Raw genomic sequence first — 26,192 nt, 5'->3', positions numbered from 1 at the left:
GATGAATGAAACCTCTTCCTATACGATAGAAGAAGTTGCAGGTCTGCTGAAGGTATCAAAGCTGACCGTTTATGATTTGATTAAAAAAGGCGTGCTGCCTGCTTACCGTGTCGGAAGGCAGATGCGTGTGGATGAAGAAGATTTAAAGCAATATAAAACGAATATGAGAATGTCTCAGCCCATCGCTGCAACTGAAGCGCCGAAACAGGTGCAGGAGGCTGAGCCGGACGGCAGACCGAATGTCATGATCAGCGGACAGGACATTTCGATGGATCTCCTCAGCAAGCATTTGGAGAATGCCATTCAGGAGACGCCGCTCCGTAAATACAAAGGAAGCTTAAACAGCCTGATTGATATGTATCAAGGCAAGTGTGACATTGTCAGCCTCCATTTGTACGATGCAGAAACGGGTCAGTATAACGCGCCTTATGTAAAACGGATTTTGACAGGTGAACCGTTTTGTCTCATCAATGTCGTTCTCCGCAAAGCAGGACTGTATGTGCAAAAAGGGAATCCGAAAAACATTCAAGGCTGGAAAGACTTGAAAAGAGCCGATATCCGGATCATCAACAGGGAAAAGGGTTCTGGCGCAAGGGTGCTCCTTGATGAACAGCTTGGCTTGCTTGGTGTGAATCCGGCTGATGTAGTGGGATATGGCGATATCGTGACTGATCATTACGCTGTCGCTTCACAAGTTTCAACCGGACAGGCTGACGCGGGAATCGGGGCGCAGCACGCGGCACATATGGGCAGTGTTGATTTTATCCCGCTCATCGACGAACAATATGATATTGTCGTTTTGAAAAAACATGAGCAGCTGCTGAAGGCCGTGAAGGAGATTTTGAATTCTGAGGAATACAAGGCGAATTTGTCTCAATTAAACGGCTATGAAACGAAGCTGACTGGCAAGGTGATATTGGAAACGTAAAAAATCCCTCTTGATAGAGGGATTTTTTTCATTCGGAAAACCTGAGCAGGTCACCATTTAAAATTTTATCAGAGAGAGACAGTTCTTCGTTTGCTTTCTCCTTATAAGGGAGGCACGCATCCTGATTTTCCAGCACTTCACCTGTTTTTTGGCTATAGCACGTGTTCTTTGTGTATATATAATCGTTCGTAATAAAGCTGCCGTTTCGCAGAACGGCGAATGGGGTGCGGTCGCTGGACAGCAAATCATTGCCGAATTGGATATCGCCTTTTGTCTCAACGCCGAGCAAATGCATCAGCGTCGGCCTGACGTCGACTTGCCCGCCAACATCAGAGATGGTTTCCGGCTGTTGATCGGTGATTCCCGGGATATGTATGATAAACGGCACCCGCTGGAGCTGAACGTTGTCATACGGTGTGATTTCGTCTTTCCCTAAAAACTCAGCCATTGCCTCGTTATGGGCTTCAGAAATGCCGTAATGATCTCCCATAAATACGATCATCGAATTTTCGTATAAGCCTTCGTCCTTCAGTTTTTTGATAAAATGCTTCAATGCTTCATCCTCATAGCGAACCGTGGTCACATAGCGGTTTAACAGATCACTGCTTGAATCGAATTCATCTATCAGCTGATCCTTTTCATCAATCTCAAACGGAAAATGATTCGTTAACGTGATAAAACTGCTGTAGAACGGCTGCGGCAGGCTTTTCAGCTTTTCGGCGGACTGCTCTAAAAATTCTTTGTCTTTTAAGCCCCAGCTTGTCGATGTCCCGGGAGTGACATGAAAATCATCAACATCAAAAAAGCGGTCAATGCCAAACGTATCGTACATGACATCTCTGTTCCAAAATGTTTTATGGTTAGCATGAAAGACGGCTGAATAATAATCGTGCTGTTTCAGCGATTTATACATCGTATGAAATTGATGGTCGCTTTTCGTGAAAAAGACGGCGCCGCTAAGGGAAGGATACAGTGAGTTAGCGACGATAAATTCTGAATCTGATGTTTTTCCTTGTTCTGTTTGCTGATAGAAATGATCAAAAGAATAGCTTTTTTTAATGAGATCATTCATAAAAGGGGTAATTTCTTTTCCATTTACTTTTTCATTCAGAACAAAGCTTTGGGTCGATTCAAGTGTTACAAAGATGACATTGCGCCCCTTTGCAAGGCCGAATTTGCTTTGATCAGGCTTGCTGTAATCAGCCTCTGTGTAGTTTTTAATGGCAGTTATACTGTCTTCATCGGCAAAAGCTTTCGCGCTGATATTAACAGTCTGAGAAATTGTATCGTAAATGTGGAACTGAAACAGACCGATGCTTTTGACTAGCATTTCCCGGTCAAAAGAATGTGCCAAAAGCTTCGGCTGCTGTACTTCTGCAAGTGCCAGTGTGCATAAAAGCATGCCGCAGGAAGCTGCATAGTACCGTTTGATCGTGCGGGGAGCGGCTTTTGTCTGTGGGTGTTTGGTTTTTCTGGCGAACAGCAGCAGAAAAACCAAATCCACAAACAGGGCGATAAACAGAGGATGGAACAGTTCTTTTACACTGCTGCCCATATCGCTCATGTTGCTGGCCTGAAATAAAACCGGGATGGTAATAAAATCGATATAAAAGCCGTAAAAAATCGTATTAGAGATCAAGATAACAGTCAGAACCAAATTGGCAATCAGCAAAAAGGCCCGCTGCTTGTTTTCTTTTAGAAGCAGGCCGATCCCGAATAAAGGAAGAATAAAGCTGAGCGGGTTGACCAGCAGCATTAGCTCCTCCAACAGAGTATCGATTTGCAAATCAAAGCCGAGTTTATATATCACATACGTTTTGATCCACATAAATAAGATCGAAAAACATAAAAACCGCTGATTGTGAAAAAAGGTTCCTTTCATCAATATGACTCCTCACGTTTTCTTGATCATCTGCATGAAATGCTTCTTAAGTAAAACCTACTAAAAACAGCCGGTTCAGACAAGTCTCAGCACTCATGTTTAAAACATGCGCCCATGAAACAGCATATAAAAGTAGTAACATGAAGCAAGGGTCAGGCCGGCTAGCACGAGCTGCTCAGAAAAACTGCCTGTCTTCATATATAATGGAAGCCGAACGCGGATCGTGGAAGGGAATAATAATTTGATTCCGTTCACCGTCCAAGCGTCAAGAATCAAGTGGCTCGCCATTCCGATCATCAGGCCGGCTGATATGTTTTTATCTGGAATGTATGTAGAAGTGATAAAAAACATGATGAGCATAAACAGCAGGCTGTGTGTAAAGGTGCGATGGCCAAAAACGGAGCTGACCACTTTCGATAAAATAGGAAATTTTCTCCCGATTTTGCTTTGTGTGTGGCAGATATCGGGTATTAATGCTCCAACCGCGCCTGACGCAGCCATAAGCACTGGATCAAATCCATAATAATAAGCCGCTGCCGTACAAGAAGCGATGCCTCCCATGATGTGTGTTTTTCCTGTCATTTGCCGCTTCTCCTTTTATCTTTTGCAAAAAATCTCTGAATTACAAATATATCAAGAGAATGTATGTTTGATCAACAGGACTTTGGACGATAAAAAAAATCCCGCATAATTTTTCAGGAAAAAGGCATCTTAAACATGTACCTATTTTTTAAAAGAGGTGATACGAATGGGTTTCTTTAATAAAGATAAAGGAAAACGTTCCGAAAAAGAAAAAAACGTAATCCAAGGAGCTCTTGAAGATGCTGGTTCAGCTCTAAAAGATGATCCGCTTCAAGAAGCTGTGCAAAAAAAGAAAAATAATCGATAACCACATGCGGATAGGGCTTGGCTCTATCCGTATTTTCCATCTGTTCCCTTTGACAGATCATCCTTTCTTTGATAACCTTCTGGGAGTAACTGAATAATTAAATCCTCACTCTTTCTCAGTGAGGTAGAGGTTGCGCGGATGATAAGTCACACATGCCAGGCTGACAGGGGCTGTTAAACATGTGTAAAAGGCATCAGCGCCGAAGTGTGGAGAAAGCCGATCCTTCTCTATGCTGGGACTGTATCTGAATAAGTGCAGGACTGCCGCGTGCTTTTTCGCGGAGGGCTATCCGGAGATCAAGGGTGTGTGTTTCTTTAAGCATGGACTTTTGTTCAGGCTTTTTTTGCGTTTATATGATCTCGGGGTCTGGTCCGTACAAAGAATCATGGAGGTACTGGAATGGAACAGACAAAAAAATGGGGTTTTTGGTTATTAACGGCGTTTGTCGTTGGAAATATGGTTGGATCAGGAATTTTCTCCTTGCCGAGCTCGCTTGCTTCAATTGCGAGTCCGTTTGGAGCTACGTCCGCCTGGCTTTTGACAGGTGCCGGCGTGCTGATGATTGCACTTGTGTTCGGACACTTGTCCATTCGCAAGCCTGAACTGACAGCGGGACCGCAAAGTTATGCAAGAGCGCTGTTTTCTGACCCGAAAAAAGGCAACGCTGCCGGTTTCACAATGGTGTGGGGCTACTGGGTGGCGAGCTGGATCAGTAACGTGGCGATCATCACAAGTCTCGCCGGTTACTTGACTTCGTTCTTCCCGATCTTGGTTGATAAACGTGAGATGTTTTCGATCGGCGGGCAAGAGGTGACACTCGGCCAATTACTGACGTTTGCCGTATGTACGATCTTGTTATGGGGAACGCACGCGATTCTTGTTGCCAGCATTAACGGCGCAAGTAAACTAAACTTTGTCACAACGCTTTCTAAAGTATTAGGTTTTGTCTTCTTTATCGTTGCCGGTTTGTTTGTGTTTCAAACGGCATTATTCGGTCATTTTTATTTCCCGGTTCAAGGAGAAAACGGCACAAGCATTGGAATTGGCGGCCAGGTTCATAACGCCGCGATTTCTACACTGTGGGCGTTTGTCGGAATTGAATCCGCGGTGATCCTGTCCGGCCGTGCGCGCTCTCAGCGTGATGTGAAACGTGCGACAATTACCGGCTTGCTGATTGCCTTGAGCATATATATTATTGTGACTTTAATTACGATGGGTGTTCTGCCGCATGATAAGCTTGTCGGCTCTGAAAAACCATTTGTTGATGTACTCTATGCGATTGTTGGAAACGCGGGAAGCGTGATTATGGCGCTTTTGGCTATCCTTTGTTTATTCGGAACGATGCTCGGCTGGATTTTGCTTGGCTCTGAGGTGCCATACCAAGCCGCTAAAGCAGGAGATTTCCCGGCATTTTTTGCAAAAACGAATAAAAAGGGAAGTCCGGTCATTGCACTCATTATTACAAACGTCATGTCACAGGTCTTCATTTTCTCGGTTATTTCCCGGACAATAAGTGACGCATTTACATTTTTAACGACAGCGGCTACACTTGCATATTTAATTCCGTATCTGGTATCTGCAATCTACAGCTTGAAGGTAGTCATCAAAGGTGAAACGTATGACCAGCTGAAAGGCTCCCGTGTAAGAGACGGATTGATCGCGATACTGGCGTGTGCATACTCCGTGTTTGTTATCGTAACAGGCACAGCAGATTTAACGACATTTATCCTCGGCATCGGTTTATTCTTTGTCGGCTTGATCGTTTATCCATTTGTGAGTAAAAAGTTCCAGAAAGAAAAACAAGCATAATGAAAAGACACCTGATTTGCTCAGGTGTCTTTTTTATAAAATCACAATTTCTCCTGTTAGGAATCCGTTCGTTAACCTAGCTGACAGGAAAGCTGAAATCGAAAGAAAAACCTTAAGGCACAATCGAATATGCAAAAAACGTTTTTCAGTCTCTCCAGCATAAAAAAACTGATCGTGTTGAGGATGCAGCTTAATATGAATGGCTCAAAGAAAATATCCGATATGATTCAAATTGAGCCGTTCCTTATAAATAAGCAAAAGAGCCGCGGGCAGGCGGCTCTTTTGTTTATTTAGTCAAGCTTTCCGTAATATACTTCAGTTGTCCTTCTAATGAAATCGGGTCTGTGAAATAGAAGCCAATCGGATCAATCTTGTATACATGGCCATTTTTAACGGCATTCAGGTTCTTCCAAATGGAGCTGTCAAATACGCCGCCATCATCACCGCCTGATTGCCATGGGCCCGCGAAAATGTAATCTCCGGCGAAATCAGGGAGCTTCTCTAATGAAATACTTGTATAACCTGGCCCCTGGTCAATGGCTTTTTCTTTTGTCAGCTTTGTAGCCTGCAGGCCGAGGTCTTTATAAATGATGCTTCCGCCTCTTCCAAAGTCTTTACCAAATACGTAAATGTCTTTTCCGTTCGTTTGCATAATGGAAATGGTTTTGTCACCGACCGCTTTTTTGATTTTTGTTTTAGCGGCCGCAACTTTTTTATCCCACTCGGCCAGCCATTTTTCAGCTTTATCTTCAGTTCCCGTCATTTTTGCAAATTCTTTCAGCTGTTCGATGTTGTCGAGCTTATCGTATTTTACTGCGACAGTCGGCGCAATTTTTTCAAGCTTTTTAATATCAGCGCCCTGTGTTGTCCAGACGATAATCAGGTCAGGGTTCAAATCAATGACCTTTTCAACCGAAGTGCCGTCTCCGATGTTTTTGACGCCGTCGGTTTTTCCTTTGTAGTAAGGGTTTTTAAATACATTCTCAGGCGCGCCGACAACGTTGATGCCGAGTGTTTTGAAGTAGCCGTAATAGCCGTCTGCCATGACAACCACCCGTTTAGGATGCTTCGGGATTTTTACATTTCCGTTTTCAGCCTTGTATGTAAAGGTTTCTGCGCCTTTTGAATCAGAGGCAGAACCTTTGCTTTCTGAGTTATTCCCGCAGGCTACCAGCGCTGCAATCAATAACAGGGCAAAAAACGCGGCTCCGAGTTTCTTGTATATATGGGTCATATCTCATACCTTCTTTCTAAAAAAAATAAATGAAAAAGAGAATCATTATCATCTGTGATTATACCACTGCAAGTGCCGGTTGACACGATATTTTTGCAAATGCATTTTCATTTTTGTTCAAAACACTCTATTAAATCAGCTGAAAAAAGTGATATACTGAAACAGCAATTGATAATCATTATCAGTAACGGAAAGGAAGTACGGCAGTTGAGTCAACATAAAAATATACAGACTGCATCAGAAGAAATCCAATGGACGTCAAGGACATATGGCGCGGTCATCGTCCTTATTGCAGGTCTATGCCTGCTTTGCCTTGGCGCATTTTTATCCATATCTCTCGGTGCAGCGGATATTCATTTGCGCACTGTATGGGACGCCATTTTTCATTATCAGCCGACAAAGACATCTCACCAAATTATACATGATCTTCGGCTGCCGAGAACGGCGGCTGCCGCGCTTGTAGGCGCATTGTTGGCAGTGTCGGGAGCAATCATGCAGGGGATGACGAGAAACCCTTTGGCAGAGCCTTCGATTATGGGTGTGACTTCAGGCTCTGCGTTTGCGGTTTCGATTGCGTTTGCCTTTTTTCCCGGGCTTTCTGCAATTGGGCTTGTGCTATGGTCCTTTGCGGGAGCGGGGCTGGGGGCATCGACGGTAATGGGCATAGGCATGTTTTCAAGGGGCGGACTTACGCCTGTAAAGCTTGCTCTGGCGGGTACGGCAGTTACTTATTTCTTTACCGGCATTTCAACTGCCATTGCAATCCGCTTTGATGTCGCTCAGGATATCAGCTTTTGGTACGCAGGCGGGGTAGCGGGTGTGAAATGGTCGGGGGTCCAGCTTTTGCTTATTGCAGGGGCTGTCGGTTTAACGCTCGCGTTTTTCATCGCCCGGTCTGTTACAGTGTTAAGTCTCGGTGACGATCTGGCAAAAGGGCTTGGACAATATACATCAGCGGTGAAACTGGTTGGCATGCTTATTGTAGTAATTCTGACCGGAGCTGCGGTTTCCATTGCCGGCACCATTGCATTTATCGGGCTGATCATTCCGCATATTACCCGTTTTTTGGTCGGTGTGGATTATCGGTGGATCATTCCTTGCTCGGCGGTGCTCGGTGCTGTTTTGCTTGTTTTTGCTGACATAGCGGCCAGACTCGTAAATGCGCCCTTTGAAACGCCTGTCGGCGCGCTGACTTCTCTTATCGGCGTTCCCTTTTTCTTTTATTTGGCACGTCGTGAAAGGAGAGGGCTGTAATGAAAACAAAAACAAACAAACCGCTCGTCGTAATGGCTGTGACCTTTTTGCTTATCGTGGTGGTCTTTTTTATCAGTCTCAATTTGGGCGTTATCAAAATTGCACCGCTTAAAACGCTTCAGGTCTTTTTCGGCCAAGGAACGGCGCGTGATGAACTTGTCTTATTTGAGTTCAGGCTGCCCCGGATCATCCTTTCTTTGCTTGTTGGAGCAGGGATCTCCGTAGCTGGAGCCATTTTGCAAAGCGTGTCTCAAAATGAACTTGCCGAGCCTGGTATTCTCGGAATTAACGCCGGCGGTTCACTTGCTGTAGTGCTTTTTATATACTTTTTTCAAGGGTCAGCTTCAGATCTCAGCTTTTTCGGAACATTTATGCTGCCGTTCAGTGCTTTGGCAGGAGCAATCCTCGCTGCGTTTCTCATTTATATTCTGGCATGGAAAAAAGGCGTGACACCGATTCGGCTGATTTTAGTCGGCATAGGGGTGAATGCCGGATTCAACGCCCTGTTGCTGATTTTTCAGCTCAAGATGGACCCTCATGATTTTATGCAAGCCGCGGTTTGGATATCCGGCTCAATATGGGGGGCGAACTGGAATATGATCTGGGCGATTCTCCCTTGGATTGTGATCTTGCTTCTGTTTACTTTATATAAGGCACGCTATTTGAACATTATGCAGCTCGGAGACCAATTGGCGACCGGGCTGGGCACCGCTGTTGAAAAGGAAAGACGGATTCTTCTTCTGGCAGCGGTCACTCTTGCCGCTTCATGCGTGGCAGCTGCGGGGGGCATTGCGTTTCTCGGATTGATCGCGCCGCATGTGGCTAGAAGGCTGACCGGTCCACGTCACCAGACGCTGATACCGGTCTCCGCCTTCATCGGCTCATTCCTGTTTTTGCTTGCTGATACGCTGGCGAGAAATGTATTGGCACCATCAGAAATTCCGGTCGGACTTGTCATTTCCGTGCTAGGTGCGCCTTATTTTATTTATTTATTGATGAAAGCGAATTAGAGGAGGGGGCCGAATATGAATTCATTATCAACGGAACAGCTTGGAATCGGTTATGGCGACAGGGTGATTGTAGAAGATTTAAATATATCGATTCCTAAAGGGAAAATTACCACCTTAATTGGCCCGAACGGCTGCGGGAAATCAACGATTTTAAAAACAATGTCCAGAATTATGCGTTCACATGCAGGTGCCGTCTATTTAAACGGCAAAGCGATTCATAAAATGTCTACAAAGGACATTGCAAAAGATATGGCGATTCTTCCACAGACACCTGAAGCGCCGAGCGGCCTAACAGTGCACGAATTGGTGTCGTACGGCAGGTTTCCGCATCAATCAGGATTCGGCAGATTAAATGACGAAGACCGCCGGATTATCAAATGGGCGCTTGAAGAAACAGGCATGGCTGAATATGCTGAACGGCCGATTGAGGCATTGTCAGGCGGACAGCGTCAACGCGTGTGGATTGCCATGGCGCTTGCGCAAGGGACGGAACTGCTTCTGCTGGATGAACCTACAACGTATCTTGATCTTGCACATCAGCTTGAAATTCTGCAGCTGCTTGACAGACTCAACAAAGAGCAAGGGCGGACGATTTTAATGGTCATTCATGATCTTAACCATGCAGCTCGTTTTTCTCATTATATGATCGCGCTCAAAAAAGGCACGGTCATCAAGGAAGGAACTGCACTGGAGGTCATGACACCGGACATTTTGAAGCAGGTATTTCAGATTGATGCCGAAATCATGACTGATCCCCGTACAAATAAACCTGTATGCTTGACATATGACTTGATTAAAAATGAAAAAGAGCTAGTTACTGTATGAAAAAATCCCGGTTTGAAGCCGGGATTTTTTTTATTCGGCTTTGAAAATACAATTTTTCTATTTGATTCCGTCATTTCAATAAAAGGATTGCAAGTCTTTTTGAATTAATAGATAATATTGGTTAGAATGTTTCGAAAATATTACATAGTTTACAGAAAGAGGAGATCGTTGTGTCCAAGAAGAAAAAATGGCTTATTGGCGGTGCGATATGTGCCGGTGTGCTTGTATTGGCTGGGATCGGCGCTGGCGGTTTTTACTTTTTTACCCACATGAACCAAGTTGCCGTATCATCGGAGCCCTATGCTGAATCGGTCGCGGTATACATGGGAGGAGATTCAGAATCAGGCCAAACGTTTTCTGGAAAGGTTGAACCTGAGAAACAGCAGAAAGTATACATAGATTCAGAAAAAGGCAGCATTAAAAAAACATACGTCAAAGAAGGCGATCAGGTTAAAAAGGGCGATAAGCTTTTTGAGTATGAGGGCGAGGATCATTCTGATGAAGTGGAGCAAGCAAATTTGCAAATTGAAATGACAAATCTGCAAATCAACCGTTTGCAAAAATCAATAACGGAAACGGAAAAGAAGCTGAAAGCGGCAGGAAAAGAAGAGAAAACCCAGCTTCAAGATGAACTTGATCAGGCCAATTTCGATTTGAAAACAAGCCAGCTTGAACTGAAGCAGCATCAAAAAGAACTGGCTGGCCTGACGAAAAACAAAGGTTCCAATGTCATTACAAGCAAGCATGACGGAATCGTTCAAAGCGTCAATCAGGATATCGCTGACGGTGCAACAGGCGACCAGGCAACGGGCCCGTATATCCAGATTGTTTCGACGGGCAAATATCTGGTCAAAAGCCAAATCAATGAGCTGTTAATGGACACGATCAAAAAAGGCAGCAAAGTCAGGGTCACGCTGAAAACAGGCGGTGAGGGCGAGTGGAAAGGTAAGGTCACCTCGATCGGCAAGCTTCCAGCGGGAGCAGGCGAGGGTGAAGAATCAGAAAGCTTTGCTGATGAAGAAATGAATCCCCAGTCCTCTAACTATCCTTTCACCATTTTATTAGACAGCCATAAAGGTCTTGAAGTCGGCTATCATGTCAACATCGAAGTGATGAGTGATAATGCTGATGCGGACACGATCAAGCTGCCGTCCGACATGGTCATTCAGGATGACGGCGAACCGTATGTGTGGAAAGCTGATGAGAATCAGAAAGCGGTTAAGCAGCCTGTTGAAATCGGAGAGACTGATGAAAATGACATGGTGGAAATTAAGAGCGGCCTGACGCCGGAAGATTATGTGATCTATCCTGATCCCGCGGTCAAGGAAGGAAAGCAGGTTACAGTCAATGCTGACACTGAATAATATTTCGAAGTCGTACAAGCTGGGAAAAGAAGAAGTTCCAATCTTGAAACATATCAATCTGACTGTTCAGGCGGGGGAGTTTTTAGCTATTATGGGGCCTTCGGGTTCTGGAAAGTCAACGTTAATGAATATTATCGGCTGTTTGGACAGGCCAACCTCAGGAACCTATACGCTTGACCAGATCGATATATTGAAAGGGAAAGACGGGGCTTTAGCCGAAATTCGCAATGAATCAATCGGGTTTGTGTTTCAAACTTTCCATTTGCTGCCGCGCCTCACCGCGCTGCAAAATGTCGAGCTGCCGATGATCTACAATAAAGTGAAGAAAAAAGAGAGAAGGCAACGGGCATATGAAGCGCTGGAAAAGGTCGGATTAAAAGACAGGGTCTCTTACAAACCGCCTAAGCTGTCCGGCGGCCAAAAGCAGCGGGTGGCGATAGCGAGGGCCCTTGTCAATCAGCCGAGGTTTATTTTAGCTGATGAACCGACCGGGGCGCTTGATACCAAATCAAGTGAACAAATTTTGTCACTGTTTTCTGAACTGCATCGGGAAGGCAAGACCATTATTATGATAACCCACGACCCGGACGTCGCCAAAAAAGCTGACAGAACCGTTTTTATCAGAGACGGAGAGCTGGTATTAGATGAGAGAGGGGATATCAGCCATGCTTGAACATATTCGAATCTCCATTCAATCCATTTTCTCTCATAAATTAAGATCCATTCTGACAATGCTCGGCGTGATTATCGGCATAGCGGCAATCATCGCGATTGTTTCAATGCTGAAGGGCCAAAGTGAGCAATTAAAGCAAAGTATGATCGGCATGGGAAACAACGCCATCAATGTTGTCTACCAGCCGTCTGGCGGAGAAGAGGAGAGCGGCGGCCCTCAGGTGTCGTATGCGTCCGCGCCGCCTGTAGCGGAAGAAACAGTAAAGGCGATCAAATCAGATCCGATGGTCAAAGGATTATCCTTATATTACTTGTCAGAAGGCGCGAGCGTTTTTCATTTAACAAACGTTTCGTATCCCCAAGTGTATGGAGTGGACGATGATTACTTTGACATGTTTCCAATCCGAATAACCGAAGGGAGAAAGCTGACGGAAAACGATTTAAACAGCACACACCAAGTAGTGATGATCAATGAAGCTGTCAGAGATGAACTGTTTCCAGTCGGAGAAGCTCTGCATAAAAACATTGAGATGAATGGTGTGCCGTTTAAGGTCGTCGGTGTTTTTAAAGAAAAAAATCAACAGGAAAGCATGTTTGAAGGCGACTATGCGAACCCGGTTTTGTACGTGCCGAAAAAAGTGTGGCCGCTTATTGAAGGGTTTGACGCGCCAACGCAGATTGCCGTGCAGGCTGATTCTTCTGAGCATATCCAAGAAGCGGGTGTAATGGCTGCAGATCTTTTAAATCAGGGACTGTCAGAAGCTGAGCTGGAAAAAGCAGAGTACAGTGTAATGGATCTTCAGGAGATCGCGCAGGAAGTGGAGTCCTTTAATCAATCATTTGCATTGCTGCTTGGCGGAATCGCCAGTATTTCACTTTTGGTGGGCGGTATCGGCGTCATGAACATTATGCTCGTTTCCGTAACGGAGCGCACGAGGGAAATCGGAATTAAGAAAGCGCTCGGTGCTAAGCGGCGTGTGATTTTATTTCAATTTTTAACCGAGGCTGTCGTGCTGACAAGCATTGGCGGAATACTCGGTGTGCTGGCGGGCTTCGGCATCGCCAAGCTGCTGACGGTCATTTTTCCGATGCCTTTTATCGTCTCCATTCCAGCTGTTGTCGGAGCACTCATCTTTTCAATGGCAGTCGGCATTATCTTCGGCTTGCTTCCGTCCATTAAGGCTTCGAAGCTTCAGCCTGTAGACGCGCTTCGCTATGAATAAAAAGAACGCATCCAATTGGAATGCGTTCTTTTTTTAGCTGGGAAGAGCCGAGTTGCATTTGTCTAAAATCAAAAAAACGGCTGCGACAATCATTTCCTCTGTGGTGGACAGCCAGATGTCGCTGATCAATTGGTCTGTTGTATGAGCAGTCATCCACAAAAACAGCAGCTGTACGATGCCGGCAAGGAGAATGAATAGACGTTTTCCTGTCTTGAAAAATGTAAAGCTATGTATCATCAGCCGTTCAAATGGTTCAAAGCATAATCCGAGAACAAGAAATACCACGGCAAAAAGCAGGACATGAGCTGCTGAGCGGTAGCTCGTTCCCGCTAAAGAAAACAATATATAGATGACAGCAAAATAGGTCAACACCACTGCTGCTGCGGCCAGCAAGTACTTTATGGAGAGCCGCAATAAGCGTTTTGAAGGGTTTTGATGTTTCACTGGTTCAGCTCCTTATGAAGGCTTGCAGAGAACGAGTGCTCTCTGCAAGCCGCAAGTCTTTTATTTACTGCATTTCTTTTTCACTACTGGGTGCTTTTCTTTTGAAAGCACATCAGTAAAGTCTTTGCCCAAGTCAAGGTGCGCTTGAACAAATTTTTCAGGAAGCATGGCAAGCCATTGGTTTAAAGATACATCAGCATAATGGTCGTCTTTGAAGATTTCTAAAAAGACAAGCGGTTCATCCCCGATGTTTTCAACGTAATGACCCATTGCAAATGGTACATATCCGACATCACCGGCTTGGTAATTAAATGTTCTGGCATGGCCGTCAGATGCAAAAACGGTCATCCTAGCTTTACCGGAGATGTAGTATTGCCATTCGTGGGTATTCGGATGCCAGTGCAGTTCCCTCATGGCGCCGGGTTCTACTGTTACGAGCGCTGATGCGATGGTTTTAGACACTTTGAAGTTTGTCGAATCTGCAATGTATACTTTTCCTCCCTCAGATTCGATCGGCTCTTGTTCAAGAAGGCGGTAAGTAAATGGATAAGGCACTTCGCCATTCGGCCCTTCCACAATATCATCTTTTAAACTGCCAGGGAGTTGGTTTTCAAATATATATTTTTCTTTGCCTGGCAAATTAGCAATCTCTTCTTCTGTCATGCCGAAGTTCGCTGCAATCACTTCTTTTGGAGTGTGGGCAAGCCAATCTGTCAGCTGGAACGTGCTGTTTTCAGAGAATGATCCATCGTCAAACACGAGCAGGAACTCAGCTCCCTCATCCAGCGCTTGGATGGAGTGCGGCAAGCCTGACGGGAAGTACCAAAGGTCTCCTTCACCTACATCGTCAATAAAGCTGCGCCCTTTTTCATCTACAATTGTGACTCTTGCACTTCCGTAAATCATATAAGCCCATTCTGCTTCTTTATGCCAGTGAAGCTCGCGAATGGCGCCTGGCTTCAGCCGCATATTTACGGATGCAAGGTTTTCTGAAATCGGCAATTCACGTACTGTCACTTCACGGGCATATCCGCCTTTTTCTAATCGGTTATGAGTATCAGAGAACGAAAACTTCATATTGCTGACGGTGCCATGATCGGTTTCAGGCGGAACGAGCATATCAGGGTTTTGCCGGTCTCTTTCAATATTGCGCGGGATTTTTACAGTTGCTCCTTTGTCTCCTCTAATTGGCTGCGGAATGTCATTTTGTTTTTTCATGAAATGTTTCCTCCTTAAATTTAAATGTGATAGCAGAAAGAGAAGGTGAAAGGCCTTTCGTTTTCCCTTCTGTTTTGTTAAGTGAAAAAAAACAGTGAAAAGTCAACTTCGATTGAAAAATTATTTTTTTGCATGATCTTTCAGTTCTGTCATTAGTTCTATTAGTTGATCAAACTTCTTTTCGAATCGGGTCAGCAGATACATTGCAATCAGCGCGGGAAACCCCAAATTGCCGATCTGTTTTACGACTTCCTCTATAAAAACCTGATCCATAGGAAAATACCTCCCTTCTTTTTCTGCAGTCATGTATGTAAGTGAAGGAAATCCGATAAAACGTAAACTGCTGCAAAGTATTTTGGAAGACACTAGTCGGAAAGTAGTAGTTTACTTTTTTTTGCTTTCCTTCATTTAATTTAGTAGGGAGGCGGTTTGATGGACTATCAAAGTCTTTTACGGTCAAAATGTAAGGAGATAATGAAGCATCCCATCGTGAAGCATTTTTTGAGCAATCCTCAGCATTACCGTTTGTTCAAAAACGTAATGGAAAGCCCTAACGAAAAAGATGCAAAATCATTGGACGAGCTATTTAAGCAGTTTTATAAAGAAATCCGCATCGTCAAGTATATGAATTCAATGATCCGCATCTTTTCTATTGATTTTGATAAGCGGGTTCGCAAAAATCAAAAACGGTATCCGCTGACGGTTGATCATCCGGAGGCAGGAGATCGGCTTCCTTCCGAAACAGGAAGCGATGCATTTGAAGAATTTTTAGACAGGCAGGATGATTTGAGCCAGCATGTTCAGGATTACCAGCTCTACCAAGCGATTCAGAAGCTGACTGACAAACAAAAAAGTGTGCTGACGAAAGTGTATCTTCACGGTGCCACGATGCAGGAGATTGCAGATTCATTAGGGGAGTCCCGACAAAACATTTCCAACATTCATAAAAAGGGGCTGGAGAATATCAGAAAGCAGCTAGCGGCGCAAAAAAAGGGGGAAAAGTAAGCTGTGGACGGCCAGTTTGAACAAAAAAAGAAACAAAAAGACGAGACTTATGACATTGAGCACCTGATTGCATGCTTTTCACCGATGATCAGAAAAAAACTCAGCAATACGTCCTATCAAGAAAGAGAAGATTTAGAGCAAGAGCTGAAGATCAAAATGTTTGAAAAGGCTGATATGCTTTTGTGTCAGGATGTCCCGGGGTTTTGGGAGTTTATTTTGTACATGGTGGATGAGAACTCATAATATTTTCATATGAAAAAACATCAAAAGGGAGCGCTTGTTTGCTCCTTTTTTGCTGTTTTGATTTGCCAAGCTCCAATGTATTCAAAAATGTACCATAAATAAACGATATAATGATAAGATGAAAAAAACAGTGACAGAAAGGAACATAAAAGTGGAAAATGCGTCAATTTTAATCGTAGACGATGAGAAAGCGATTGTGGACATGATCAAACGCGTTCTCGAAAAAGAAGGTTATCGAAATATACTGGATGCGGCAAGCGCAGAAGAAGCGATTCCCGTTGTGAAGGCCAATAAGGTTGACTTGATTGTGCTGGATGTCATGATGGGCGGAATGTCCGGTTTTGAAGCCTGCACATTGATCAGAGAGTATTCAGACGCTCCGATTTTTTTCCTGACGGCAAGATCATCCGACGCGGACAAATTATCGGGCTTTGCGGTTGGAGCTGATGACTATATCACAAAACCATTTAATCCGCTGGAATTAGCGGCGCGGATCAGAGCGCATCTCAAGCGTACATATCAATCGAAAGAAACGAGTTCAAATCAAACCTACACATATGATTATTTTACTTTTTCTCCGCAAAATGCCGAGCTGATCGTAGGCGGGGAAGCCGTTGCCTGTTCAGCCCAGCTTCTGCAGCTTTTGCAGTATTTTTGTGAACACCCTAACGTGGTGCTTTCCAAAGATCAAATATATGAAAAAGTATGGGGCTATCCTTCCTACGGTGACAACAACACCGTCATGGTTCATATTCGCAAGCTTAGGGAGAAGATTGAGCGCGATCCGAGCAATCCGGAGTATATTGTAACCGTTCGAGGTCTCGGCTATCGTTTTATCCCAAATCCTGAAGGCAAGCGGTCATGAGGTTAAGATGGAAGTTTTTGTTTCACTTTTTCGGCCAGATGCTGATTGTGATCCTGCTGCTTACGGTTATGCTTGTTGCGTCGTTTTTCTATTTAGACGCTCGTTTTAGCGATGCGGAATCCAATTCAGGGCTGACGAAAGCAACGACCGACACACTTGAGGCATATCTCGATGTAAACGAAGACGGGACATGGGAAGTGGATAATTTCCTGAAGAAATCTGTTGATAAACAGCACGGCTGGATGCAAATCATTGATTCGGAAGGAAACACTGATTATTCCTACGGCGTGCCAAAAGACGTGCCGGGCACCTATACCAAGAAAGAGCTTTTGTCTATTTATAAAACCAAAAAGCTTCATAACTATAAACTGAATTATTGGGCCATCAATATTGAAGATAAGTCGTATCTTCTATTGTCCGGCTGGAAATCAAAAAGTGAACAGCTCCTGACTTCCGTTGAAAAGCGCGAACAAAAGATAGACTCACTAGCGCACTATAAGTCCAGTACCATCGACTATATTAAACGGAAAAAAGGCGCCATTTACCTGTTAGACAGCAATGGAAAGATTCTCGACAGCATCAACAGCACAAAAAGCGAAAGAAAAACGATGAACCAGCTGGAGCTGCTTAAATACAGCTCTAAGCCTTGGAACTATAAGCGGGAAATTTCCGTTAAGATCCTCAATAAAGACAGATGGATGGTCGCTACGGTGCCGAACCCTGTCTATGTAACCGATCAGGAGTTTAACAAATCATTCCTGAAGGTTGTATTAAAAGCGATGTTTCTCGTGATGGCCGTTTTGTTCATGTATATCATTTGGATGACCGTTTGGTATATGTTCCGATTCGGGCTGCCGATTTTTCACACGATTAGATGGCTGGTCAATCTGTCAAAAGGGAAGCTTGAGGAGCCCAGAAACCGGGAAGGCCGTCCTGTCAGCAAAAATAAAAAGGGAAAAATCAAACAGCCGTACCGCTTCTTCGGTGAGATATTTGAATCAATGGATCAGCTGACTGAAACGCTGAGAAGGGATAAAAGAAACAGAGAAAAAATCCAGGCGACAAGGGAAGAATGGATTGCCGGTTTGTCACATGACTTAAAAACACCGCTCAGCAGCATTTACGGCTACAGCATGATGCTCGAGTCGAAGCAGTATGACTGGTCGCCGGAAGAAGTAAAAGAAATGGGGCAGGTTGTCAGAGAAAAATCTGAATACATGTCCAAGCTGATTGAAGACTTAAATTTAACGTATCGGCTGAAAAATGATGCTCTTCCTATTGAGAGAAAGCTCACTAGCCTTATCCCGTTTTTTAAAAATGTCATTGAGGATTTTAAGAAAAATCCGTTTTCTGAAGGGTATGATATCTCGTTTGTATCCAAAGAAGAGCATATTGAATTTGCCCTTGATGAAGCGTGGTTCAGGCGCATATTAGAAAACCTCCTTGGGAATGCCGTGAAGCACAACGACAAAGGAACAGAGATTCAAGTCATTCTGGAGCAAACAAAAAATCATATTTCTTTAAAGGTGAAGGACAATGGGAAAGGAATGGATGAAGAAACGATCACCCATTTGTTTAACCGCTACTACAGAGGGACGAACACAAAAGATTCAACTGCCGGAACGGGTCTCGGGCTCGCGATTGCCAAGGAGCTTGTCCATCTGCATAACGGAACGATCCATGTGAACAGCAGAATGAACATTGGAACGGTCATTACCATCCTTTTTAAAAAACAATAAACATCAAGTGGTTTGGACACCTCTTTGCCGGGAATAACAATATATAGACTGAAGCTAAAGAGGTGTAACACATGGATGCAGTATTGGAAGCAGACACTCGGGCAGTGATTGGAGAAGGCCCGTTATGGGATGAAGAAAACGGCCGCTTATATTGGGTTGATATCCTGGGGAGCGAGCTCCACATCTTTGACCCTGAAGAAAAAATCAACCGATCAATCAAATTCAAATCCTTTGTGACGGCGCTTGCGAAATATTCAAAGGATGAACTGATTATGACGATGAAGGACGGGTTTTACCTGTATCATCTTCGGGATGACAGCTTGGAAAAAATTAAACAGCCGAAGGACATGCATGAGAGCCTGAGATTTAATGATGCTAAATGTGACCCTTACGGAAGGCTTTGGGCGGGGACGACGAGCATGGAAGGCGAGCAAAAACAGGCGTCGCTGTACCGTTTGAATCTAGACGGCAGTCTTGTCAAAATCAAGGATCAAGTCTCCACCTCAAACGGTTTGGATTGGGATCGCGAGCGGAATTTGATGTATTACATCGACACGCCGACGCAGGAGATTGTGCGTTACAGCTATGATCCTCAAAGCGGAGATGTTTCGAATCCAGAACCTGTCTATCGTTTTGATCAGTCGGACGGATTGCCGGACGGCATGACAATTGACCAAAATGGCATGCTGTGGGTGGCGCTGTTTGGCGGCAGCCGCGTTGTTCACATTGACCCGTTTCAGAAAAAAGAAATCAATTCAATCAGCGTGCCGGCTAAATATGTCACGTGCTGCGCGTTCGGCGGCAAAGACTTAAAAACCCTTTACATTACAACGGCAACAGAACAAATGACAGAAAAAGAGAGATACGAGCAGCCTCACGCTGGAGGGTTGTTTTCAGCACAATTGGAAACAGGCGGATATCAGCCGGTACCATTTGCTGGAGACGTATAAAAAAAACGCATCCGAAACAACGGATGCGTTTTTTATACTACAGAGAACGGATAATGCCGCCTTCCACACGCTGTGCCGTGCCGTTAATGGCGGATGCGGCGTCAGACGCGAGGAATACGATTGTGTTGGCGACTTCTTCTGCTGTCGCGTATCGCTGAATAAGCGAGGTTGGCTCATTGACCTTGAAATAGTCTTTGATAAATGTATCTGTATCCTGGCCGGCTGCTTGTGCGGCGCCTTCCATATAGGATGCCACGCCCTCTGTCCAAGTAGGTCCCGGGAGCACCGAGTTGACCGTCACATTTGTGCCTTTTGTCATTTCAGCCATTCCTCTTGAAAGGCTGATCAGCGCCGTTTTTGTCATTGAGTATGGAATCATCGTTGGCAGCGGTTTGACGCCTGCTTCACTTGCAATATTTAAAATGCGGCCGCTGTTTTTGGCAAGCATTTTTGGAAGGAAGTGACGGCTTGTCCGAACGGCGCTCATCACGTTCACTTCGAAATATTGATTCCACTCCTCATCTGTCACATCTGTAAAGTCTTTTACTTCGAAGAAACCAAGGTTGTTGACAAGGATATCGATATCACCGATATCATTTACTTTTTCAATAAAAGCCGCTGCTTCATCTGTTTTTGACAAATCGGCAGCAGCACCGTGCACCGTTCCATAGCCAGAAAGCTCTTCAATGGTGCGATCGACAGTCTCCTGTTTGCGTCCGTTGACAATGACTGCCGCACCCTCTTGCAGAAAGCTTTTTGCGGCGGCTTTCCCGATGCCGGACGTCGAGCCGGTGATTAAGACGAGTTTGTCTTTTAGCTGTAAATCCATAAGAATCATTCCTTTTGTAGATGATGGTATTAAGTATACAAGATCAAATTTAGTGTTTACGAGGATTTTGCTCCCATACACAATACGGGGAAAAGTCATTCAGGACGCATATACAAGCCTGTCAGTCATATAGTATAATTACTCCGAAAAAAGGATACGAATGTCAAATAGGTGCCGGTCCGTGAACAACAGCCGGCTTAAAAGGGAAACCGGTAAAAGCCGGTGCGGTCCCGCCACTGTAATTGGCCAAGCGCCAAGAGCCAGGATACCTGCCTGTTTGATCAGCACGAATTCTGCGAGGACAGATGATGTGTAAACAATAGGCTTTTTTGTGTTGTTTACAGCATCTTTACCGTCGTAGAGATGCTTTTTTAGTTCGTTTAGGAGGAAAATATTATGAAAAAACGAGCCGGGATATGGACTGCGCTCCTGTTGGCTGCTGTTATGCTGGCAGGCTGCGGCAATCCTGCGGATCAGAAGGATTCAAAGGCAAACCAAAAAACAGAAGCGTTCCCTGTCACCATTGATGATGCGTCAAACCAAGATGTAACCATCAAAAAAGAGCCAAAAAAGATTGTTTCATTAATGCCGAGCAACACAGAAATTACATACGCACTCGGCCTTGGTGACAAAGTGGTCGGTGTCACCACAAACGATACCTATCCAAAGGAAGTCAAAAAGGTTGAGAAAGTCGGAGATATGAATGTAAACGTTGAAAAAGTCATTTCTCTAAAACCAGATCTCGTTCTGGCCCATGAGTCTTCCATGTCAGCATCAGCGGATGCCATCAAACAGCTGAAGGACGCGGGCATTACAGTGCTGACTGTCAATGATGCACAATCATTCTCCGAGGTGTACAAATCAATCGAAATGATCGGAGAAGCTGGCGGGGCGGAGAAAAAAGCCGATCAGCTCGTGAAAAGCATGAAATCAGATCTAAAGGATATTCAAGAAAAAGCGAAAACCATTTCAAAGGACGAGGAGAAAAGCGTATTTATCGAGGTTTCTCCTGATCCTGACATTTATACAACCGGAAAAGATACGTTTATGAATGAAATGCTGAATGTCATCCATGCTAAAAACGCAGCTGCGGATCAGACAGGATGGGTGCAAATGACAGACGAGGCGATCGTAAAACTCAATCCTGATGCAATTGTTACAACGGACGGTGTGAAAGCGAAAGCTGTGGAAAAACGCGATGGCTGGAGCGAAATCAATGCTGTGAAACATCATCGTGTATATGATGTGGACCCTGATCTTGTGACACGTTCCGGTCCCCGTCTGATCGAAGGGGTCGAAGAACTTGCGGAAAGCATTTACCCGGATACGTTTAAGGAATAATCGTTATGCCGCATATATCATTGGTTTCTCATTTTTAGCCGTGAGCATCATCTTAGGAATTTCTTGCGGCAGCCTGCATATTCCTATTCCCGCTGTTTTTCGTGTCTTTTGGCATCAAGGTTTCGGCGGCTCTATCGGTTCTGATGATCCGATGTACACTAATATTATGATGAATATCAGACTGCCGAGAGTTGTGCTGGCCGCCCTTGTGGGGGCGGCTCTTTCTATTGCAGGGGCCGCTTTTCAAGGATTGTTGAAAAATCCACTTGCTGATCCCTATACGCTAGGTGTGTCATCCGGTGCTTCAGTCGGAGCTGTTGTGACTCTGTTCTTAGGTTTGCACCTTCCTGTCATCGGAGGGTTTACACTCCCGGTTTTGAGTGTAGCCGCGGCACTGGCCACGATGGCGGCGGTCCTTTTCTTCAGCCGCTTCGTTCATGCTTCGATGTCTGTTTCCACCCTCATTTTGACCGGTGTCATCACTAACTCTTTTTTGGGCGCATTTATTTCTCTTATCATCGCCTTGACAGGAGACAACCTGCTTCCGATTGTGCATTGGCTGCTTGGCAGCGTCTCAATGAGGGGCTGGAGCTATGTTATTTTGTTTCTCCCGTTTTTTCTTTTGGGAACCATTTTATTGATTATAAACGGAAGGGAACTGAACGTGATGACATATGGAGAAGATAAAGCAAAGCTTCTTGGAGTCAGCGTTCAGCAGAGGAAGATGATGATTTTAATAGCCGGATCTCTTTTGACGGGAAGCGCTGTGGCAGTATCGGGTACGATTGGTTTTGTCGGCCTTGTGATTCCGCATATCACAAGGCTTTTGTGGGGAACGGACCATCGGCATTTACTGCCGCTGTCCGCCTTGCTTGGGGCAGGGTTTCTTGTTTTAGCCGATCTGCTTTCCAGAACCATCATTGAGCCGATTGAACTGCCGATCGGGATCATTACGTCCTTGGCGGGAGCGCCTGTGTTCGCTCTTATTTTAATTCGGCAGCATCGCGGGGGGAGAAGCTTATGATGAAGGCAGAAGGGCTGTCGGGAGGATACGGCGACAGCCGCCTAATTAACAATGTCAGCTTAACAGTGGAGAAGGGAGAATTTCTTGGAATTCTCGGCCCTAATGGAAGCGGAAAAACCACGCTTTTGCACTTGCTGACAGGTACGCTGCCGGCCAAGGAAGGCAGGGTTTATCTGGCCGGAAAACTGCTGGCGGACTATAAACCGAAGGAACTGGCGCAAATCATGGCTGTCCTGCCGCAAAAAACAGATCAAGCCTTCACCTTTACCGTCGAAGAAACTGTAGCCTTTGGCAGATATCCATTCCAAACGGGGCTGTTCAGACAGCAGACTGAAAAGGATGAAGCCATTGTACAGGAAGCAATGGAGCAAACAGGAGTGGCCGATTTTGCGCAAAAGCCGATTCGCGAACTAAGCGGAGGGGAACAGCAGCGGGTGTATTTGGCACAAGCTTTGGCGCAGCAGCCGCGTATTTTATTTTTGGACGAGCCGACTAATTTTCTCGATCTGGCTTTTCAAAAAGACCTGCTTGATCTGATCAAACGCCTGACGAGAGAAAGCGGATTGGCAGCTGTCAGCGTTTTTCATGATCTGAACACCGCAAGCCTGTACTGTGATGAGCTCATGTTTATGAAAAACGGTACCGCCGGGCCTAAGCAAAAACCGGAATATGCTGTCACAGAACAAAGCATAAAGGCGGTGTACGATACAGATGTCACCGCTTTGGTTCATCAAAGCTCACCTAAACCGATGATTGTGATTCAGCCTGAAAAAGATAGCGTGAAGCGGCAGTCTATCCCATTTGAAGCATTGCTCCAAGCGGGACGTGATGACATTCTTCTGCAAACGGAAATCCCGCTTCGAACATTGTCCTCGACGCCTATCGGTGCAGGGTTTTCGTGGAGCAGGACGCTGATCCATAAACGGCTGCCAGATCAGCCAGATCCGATAGAAGTACTTATGGCCTATCTTTCAGAAAGCGGTTTTCAACTGCAGGAGACGTGTGCGATGGCTTCTTCAGAAAGACTTGACCGTTTCGTGTATCGAACGTATGAAGACGGAGAGTTATCCGTTTTCATATGCGTTCAGACCAGCTTTTCGATTTGGATTTTGATTAACGGTTATGCGGCAGATCAATACTTCATCAAAGCTCTTATGGCTGCCGAAGCAGAACGGACGAAAGTGCTGGGAGACGGAAGAGGCACAGGTGATATTCTCATCGCCGCGACTCAAACTCAGCAATCCGAAAACATAGAACAGCGGCTGAACCAATTGATAAAGAAAGGGACGGCTGAATGTGTAGAAGAGGCTGCTGAGTTGTTTGAATAAGTCTGTAAAGGAGATTCAGGGTATGAAACTATATACAAAAACAGGCGATAAGGGACAAACTGGCTTAGTCGGGGGCAGAACGGACAAGGACAGCCTACGCGTCGAAAGCTACGGCACGATTGACGAGCTTAACAGCTTTATCGGGCTTGCTTTGGCAGAGCTTTCCGGGCAGCCCGGCTTTGAAGATCTGACAGCCGAGCTGCTGACCATCCAGCATGAGCTGTTTGACTGCGGAGGCGATCTGGCAATCGTCACAGAAAGAAAAGACTACAAACTAACGGAAGAATCTGTTTCCTTTTTAGAAACGCGCATTGATGCCTATACAGCAGAAGCGCCGGAACTGAAGAAATTTATTCTTCCAGGCGGATCAAAGGGTGCTTCGCTTCTCCATATCGCCCGCACCATTACAAGGCGGGCAGAACGAAGAGTGGTGGCGCTGATGAAATCGGAGGAGATTCATGAAACAGTGCTGCGTTATCTCAATCGTCTGTCCGATTATTTCTTTGCCGCCGCACGGGTTGTGAATGCAAGAAGCGGTATTGGCGATGTAGAATATGAAAGAAGTGCCATTGTGTTTCGGGACCGAGACAGCAGTGAATCATAAAAAGTGAAAACGAAAGCCGGCGTGTTCAAATACATGCTGGCTTTTTTGTTTTTCACTCTGTCAATTTCCCATTTTACGACAAAAAATGAACCTTATGAATTATTGACTGAAAAATGGAAAAATGAGATATTGTAATAAATAGATGTAAAAAATAGGCAGTGGGGGGCTCTGATGGATGGTGAATTTAATTGAAAGTGATAGCATCTGGAAGAGAAATTTCAATTATCTGTTTTTCTCAAGAATAGTCAAGATATCCGGTGATATGTTCGCATTTAATTCAATATTATGGTTTTTAATTTATGACGGCAAAGGTGCGATCGGCACTGCTTTATTGATTGCTGTCACTTTTTTGCCGGAAGCCGTTCTGGCGCCTGTGACGGGGCCTTTTATGAAACAGACCACGCTGAAATTTTGGATGTACTTTTCAGATCTGACAAGGGCGGCGATTGTTTTGATTATCCCTCTATGTCATTTTGCGGGCTTCTCTCCGCTGTGGTTTGTCATGACGCTTATGATTGTGCATTCAGCTACTGGAGCTGCCTACAATCCCGCCTCTATCGCTTTGATTCCTCAAATCGTCAATGAACAGGGCATTCAAAAAGCAAACGCTGTGCTGCAATCCTCCGCTCAAATTGTTCGGCTCGGGGCTGTCACATTATGCGGCGCTTTTCTTACGTTTATCAGTCCTTCTTATACCATGCTTATCGCACTTGTGCTCTATTTGGTGTCAGGTTTTCTCGTTCTTTTTATTAAGTACACTGCGGTTGAATCTCAATCAGAGTCTGCGGTTGTTACACAGAGAGGAACATATATCGGAAGACTGAAACGCGGCTTTAGGCTCGTCAGAAAACACCAGATTTTATATCCGCTCGCCATTTACTGTATCTTTATGAATTTCGCGGCTGCCCCATGGGAAGCGCTCTCTGCCGTATACGTTGCGGAAGATTTAAACGGCCAGCCGATCGTATACTCGCTTTTAAAGGCCACCACCGCCGCGGGCGCGTTTTTATTAGGGTTTGTGCTGGCGAAAGTCAAAGTAAACAGGTACGGCTTGTTATTCGTCACTGCCGGCATTATTGAAGGATTTGCTTTCTTTATTACCGGGATGAATACCTTTTTGCCGCTCGTCTTTTTCGCTGCTTTTACCTTTGGCGCCGCAGTCAGTGCTGTTAATGTTCCTGAGTACACGATTATCCAGACGTCTGTGGATAGTGAGGATCAGCCGCAGGTTTACGCCGTTATACATATGATCTCCAATATTTCGATCCCTGCCGGAGCTGTCATTTGCGGGTATGCCGCAAATGCTTTCGGCTCAGGTAAAGTGATCGCTGTCGGCGGGATTGTAGAAATTATTGCGGGTATCGGAATCTTGCTGTTTACAAAACTGGCCAAAGCAGAAAGGTCCGACCTGATTAAAGAAAGGGAAGCAAGTGTTCATCTGTAAAGGGTTTTGAAACGCCATGCCTCGTGCATGGCGTTTTTTTGTGCCGATGGGTCCGGTGCCAGATACGA

26 protein-coding genes and 2 riboswitches are annotated in these 26,192 nt (G+C 45.1%); of the genes, 19 read left to right on the top strand and 7 right to left on the bottom strand.

Annotated features, from left to right (window positions below):
* Nucleotide 1 precedes the first annotated feature (1 nt).
* Nucleotides 2-928 (top strand): substrate-binding domain-containing protein, encoded by a 927-nt coding sequence (locus AC07VD_RS01270; RefSeq protein ID WP_336804910.1) that lies wholly within the window; start codon nucleotides 2-4, stop codon nucleotides 926-928.
* A 28-nt stretch (nucleotides 929-956) separates the two neighbouring features.
* Here the strand turns inward: AC07VD_RS01270 and AC07VD_RS01265 are convergent, their stop codons facing one another.
* A complete protein-coding gene (locus AC07VD_RS01265; RefSeq protein ID WP_256682972.1) occupies nucleotides 957-2,810 on the bottom strand; it encodes an LTA synthase family protein in 1,854 nt (617 codons plus the stop codon).
* 99 nt (nucleotides 2,811-2,909) lie between these two features.
* Nucleotides 2,910-3,392, bottom strand: coding sequence for a metal-dependent hydrolase (locus AC07VD_RS01260; RefSeq protein WP_003228444.1), 483 nt, complete (start codon nucleotides 3,390-3,392; stop codon nucleotides 2,910-2,912).
* A 166-nt stretch (nucleotides 3,393-3,558) separates the two neighbouring features.
* Here AC07VD_RS01260 and sspJ point away from each other — a divergent pair, with 166 nt between their 5' ends.
* Nucleotides 3,559-3,699: a small acid-soluble spore protein SspJ gene (gene sspJ / locus AC07VD_RS01255; protein WP_003221612.1), complete on the top strand. Its 141-nt coding sequence runs from the start codon at nucleotides 3,559-3,561 to the stop codon at nucleotides 3,697-3,699.
* Nucleotides 3,700-3,815: 116 nt separating this feature from the next.
* A riboswitch (Lysine riboswitch) is annotated at nucleotides 3,816-3,995 on the top strand.
* Between the two features lie 103 nt (nucleotides 3,996-4,098).
* Nucleotides 4,099-5,508, top strand: coding sequence for an amino acid permease (locus AC07VD_RS01250; protein WP_003228445.1), 1,410 nt, complete (start codon nucleotides 4,099-4,101; stop codon nucleotides 5,506-5,508).
* A 286-nt stretch (nucleotides 5,509-5,794) separates the two neighbouring features.
* On the opposite strand, the gene AC07VD_RS01245 is transcribed toward AC07VD_RS01250, so the two are convergent.
* Nucleotides 5,795-6,742, bottom strand: a complete 948-nt coding sequence (locus tag AC07VD_RS01245) for an iron-hydroxamate ABC transporter substrate-binding protein (RefSeq protein WP_494721600.1) — start codon at nucleotides 6,740-6,742, stop codon at nucleotides 5,795-5,797.
* A gap of 207 nt (nucleotides 6,743-6,949) precedes the next feature.
* On the opposite strand from AC07VD_RS01245, the gene AC07VD_RS01240 reads away from it, so the two are divergent.
* The 6 genes from AC07VD_RS01240 to AC07VD_RS01215 all read left to right on the top strand — a co-directional run bounded on the left by AC07VD_RS01240 (nucleotide 6,950) and on the right by AC07VD_RS01215 (nucleotide 13,090).
* Entirely contained in the window at nucleotides 6,950-7,996 is a 1,047-nt protein-coding gene (locus AC07VD_RS01240; protein ID WP_194270492.1) for a FecCD family ABC transporter permease, read from the top strand.
* Complete coding sequence (locus AC07VD_RS01235; protein ID WP_003228452.1) at nucleotides 7,996-9,006, top strand: FecCD family ABC transporter permease; 1,011 nt, start codon at nucleotides 7,996-7,998, stop codon at nucleotides 9,004-9,006. Before AC07VD_RS01240 ends, AC07VD_RS01235 begins: the two co-directional genes overlap by 1 nt.
* 15 nt (nucleotides 9,007-9,021) lie before the next feature.
* The gene (locus AC07VD_RS01230) at nucleotides 9,022-9,831 is read left to right on the top strand and encodes an ABC transporter ATP-binding protein (RefSeq protein WP_217017070.1); all 810 of its coding nucleotides are present in this window, start codon (nucleotides 9,022-9,024) and stop codon (nucleotides 9,829-9,831) included.
* 170 nt (nucleotides 9,832-10,001) lie between these two features.
* Nucleotides 10,002-11,195, top strand: coding sequence for an efflux RND transporter periplasmic adaptor subunit (locus AC07VD_RS01225; RefSeq protein ID WP_042974746.1), 1,194 nt, complete (start codon nucleotides 10,002-10,004; stop codon nucleotides 11,193-11,195).
* The gene (locus tag AC07VD_RS01220) at nucleotides 11,179-11,868 is read left to right on the top strand and encodes an ABC transporter ATP-binding protein (protein ID WP_014480848.1); all 690 of its coding nucleotides are present in this window, start codon (nucleotides 11,179-11,181) and stop codon (nucleotides 11,866-11,868) included. Before AC07VD_RS01225 ends, AC07VD_RS01220 begins: the two co-directional genes overlap by 17 nt.
* Nucleotides 11,861-13,090, top strand: coding sequence for an ABC transporter permease (locus tag AC07VD_RS01215; protein WP_217017069.1), 1,230 nt, complete (start codon nucleotides 11,861-11,863; stop codon nucleotides 13,088-13,090). The genes AC07VD_RS01220 and AC07VD_RS01215 overlap by 8 nt, the downstream gene beginning before the upstream one ends.
* A 33-nt stretch (nucleotides 13,091-13,123) precedes the next feature.
* Here the strand turns inward: AC07VD_RS01215 and rsiO are convergent, their stop codons facing one another.
* The 3 genes from rsiO to AC07VD_RS01200 all read right to left on the bottom strand — a co-directional run bounded on the left by rsiO (nucleotide 13,124) and on the right by AC07VD_RS01200 (nucleotide 15,025).
* Nucleotides 13,124-13,534: an acid stress-sensitive anti sigma factor RsiO gene (gene rsiO / locus AC07VD_RS01210; RefSeq protein ID WP_003243579.1), complete on the bottom strand. Its 411-nt coding sequence runs from the start codon at nucleotides 13,532-13,534 to the stop codon at nucleotides 13,124-13,126.
* A 60-nt stretch (nucleotides 13,535-13,594) separates the two neighbouring features.
* Complete coding sequence (gene oxdC, locus AC07VD_RS01205; RefSeq protein WP_217017068.1) at nucleotides 13,595-14,752, bottom strand: oxalate decarboxylase; 1,158 nt, start codon at nucleotides 14,750-14,752, stop codon at nucleotides 13,595-13,597.
* Nucleotides 14,753-14,872: 120 nt separating this feature from the next.
* Nucleotides 14,873-15,025: a YvrJ family protein gene (locus tag AC07VD_RS01200; RefSeq protein ID WP_003244090.1), complete on the bottom strand. Its 153-nt coding sequence runs from the start codon at nucleotides 15,023-15,025 to the stop codon at nucleotides 14,873-14,875.
* Nucleotides 15,026-15,226: 201 nt separating this feature from the next.
* On the opposite strand from AC07VD_RS01200, the gene sigO reads away from it, so the two are divergent.
* The 5 genes from sigO (at nucleotide 15,227) to AC07VD_RS01175 (ending at nucleotide 19,554) form a co-directional block, all read left to right on the top strand.
* The gene (sigO, locus tag AC07VD_RS01195) at nucleotides 15,227-15,757 is read left to right on the top strand and encodes an RNA polymerase sigma factor SigO (protein WP_014477957.1); all 531 of its coding nucleotides are present in this window, start codon (nucleotides 15,227-15,229) and stop codon (nucleotides 15,755-15,757) included.
* Between the two features lie 3 nt (nucleotides 15,758-15,760).
* The gene (rsoA, locus tag AC07VD_RS01190) at nucleotides 15,761-16,000 is read left to right on the top strand and encodes a sigma-O factor regulator RsoA (protein ID WP_003228484.1); all 240 of its coding nucleotides are present in this window, start codon (nucleotides 15,761-15,763) and stop codon (nucleotides 15,998-16,000) included.
* Nucleotides 16,001-16,151: 151 nt separating this feature from the next.
* Nucleotides 16,152-16,865 carry a two-component system response regulator YvrH gene (gene yvrH, locus AC07VD_RS01185; protein WP_003243545.1) on the top strand — a complete coding sequence of 238 codons (714 nt, stop codon included), beginning with the start codon at nucleotides 16,152-16,154 and terminating at the stop codon, nucleotides 16,863-16,865.
* The gene (gene yvrG / locus AC07VD_RS01180) at nucleotides 16,862-18,604 is read left to right on the top strand and encodes a two-component system sensor histidine kinase YvrG (RefSeq protein ID WP_213419973.1); all 1,743 of its coding nucleotides are present in this window, start codon (nucleotides 16,862-16,864) and stop codon (nucleotides 18,602-18,604) included. The genes yvrH and yvrG overlap by 4 nt, the downstream gene beginning before the upstream one ends.
* A 71-nt stretch (nucleotides 18,605-18,675) precedes the next feature.
* Nucleotides 18,676-19,554 carry an SMP-30/gluconolactonase/LRE family protein gene (locus AC07VD_RS01175; RefSeq protein ID WP_024572125.1) on the top strand — a complete coding sequence of 293 codons (879 nt, stop codon included), beginning with the start codon at nucleotides 18,676-18,678 and terminating at the stop codon, nucleotides 19,552-19,554.
* A 37-nt stretch (nucleotides 19,555-19,591) separates the two neighbouring features.
* Here the strand turns inward: AC07VD_RS01175 and AC07VD_RS01170 are convergent, their stop codons facing one another.
* On the bottom strand, nucleotides 19,592-20,383 hold the full coding sequence (locus tag AC07VD_RS01170) for an SDR family NAD(P)-dependent oxidoreductase (RefSeq protein ID WP_134154415.1): 792 nt from the start codon (nucleotides 20,381-20,383) through the stop codon (nucleotides 19,592-19,594).
* A gap of 152 nt (nucleotides 20,384-20,535) precedes the next feature.
* Nucleotides 20,536-20,674, top strand: a riboswitch (cobalamin riboswitch).
* A gap of 105 nt (nucleotides 20,675-20,779) precedes the next feature.
* Between AC07VD_RS01170 and AC07VD_RS01165 the strand changes: the two genes are divergently transcribed.
* The 5 genes from AC07VD_RS01165 (at nucleotide 20,780) to AC07VD_RS01145 (ending at nucleotide 26,124) form a co-directional block, all read left to right on the top strand.
* The gene (locus AC07VD_RS01165) at nucleotides 20,780-21,724 is read left to right on the top strand and encodes an ABC transporter substrate-binding protein (RefSeq protein WP_161619266.1); all 945 of its coding nucleotides are present in this window, start codon (nucleotides 20,780-20,782) and stop codon (nucleotides 21,722-21,724) included.
* Nucleotides 21,687-22,748, top strand: coding sequence for a FecCD family ABC transporter permease (locus tag AC07VD_RS01160; protein ID WP_086344301.1), 1,062 nt, complete (start codon nucleotides 21,687-21,689; stop codon nucleotides 22,746-22,748). Before AC07VD_RS01165 ends, AC07VD_RS01160 begins: the two co-directional genes overlap by 38 nt.
* Nucleotides 22,748-24,076, top strand: coding sequence for an ABC transporter ATP-binding protein (locus AC07VD_RS01155; RefSeq protein WP_217017366.1), 1,329 nt, complete (start codon nucleotides 22,748-22,750; stop codon nucleotides 24,074-24,076). Before AC07VD_RS01160 ends, AC07VD_RS01155 begins: the two co-directional genes overlap by 1 nt.
* A 22-nt stretch (nucleotides 24,077-24,098) precedes the next feature.
* Complete coding sequence (locus AC07VD_RS01150) at nucleotides 24,099-24,680, top strand: cob(I)yrinic acid a,c-diamide adenosyltransferase (protein WP_024573172.1); 582 nt, start codon at nucleotides 24,099-24,101, stop codon at nucleotides 24,678-24,680.
* Between the two features lie 175 nt (nucleotides 24,681-24,855).
* Complete coding sequence (locus AC07VD_RS01145) at nucleotides 24,856-26,124, top strand: MFS transporter (RefSeq protein WP_003244338.1); 1,269 nt, start codon at nucleotides 24,856-24,858, stop codon at nucleotides 26,122-26,124.
* Nucleotides 26,125-26,192: the final 68 nt, after the last annotated feature.

This window comes from Bacillus sp. GW821-FHT01G09 (assembly GCF_059422205.1).
Note: the sequence above shows the minus strand (reverse complement) of the source record. Positions and strands in the feature narration are given on the sequence as shown.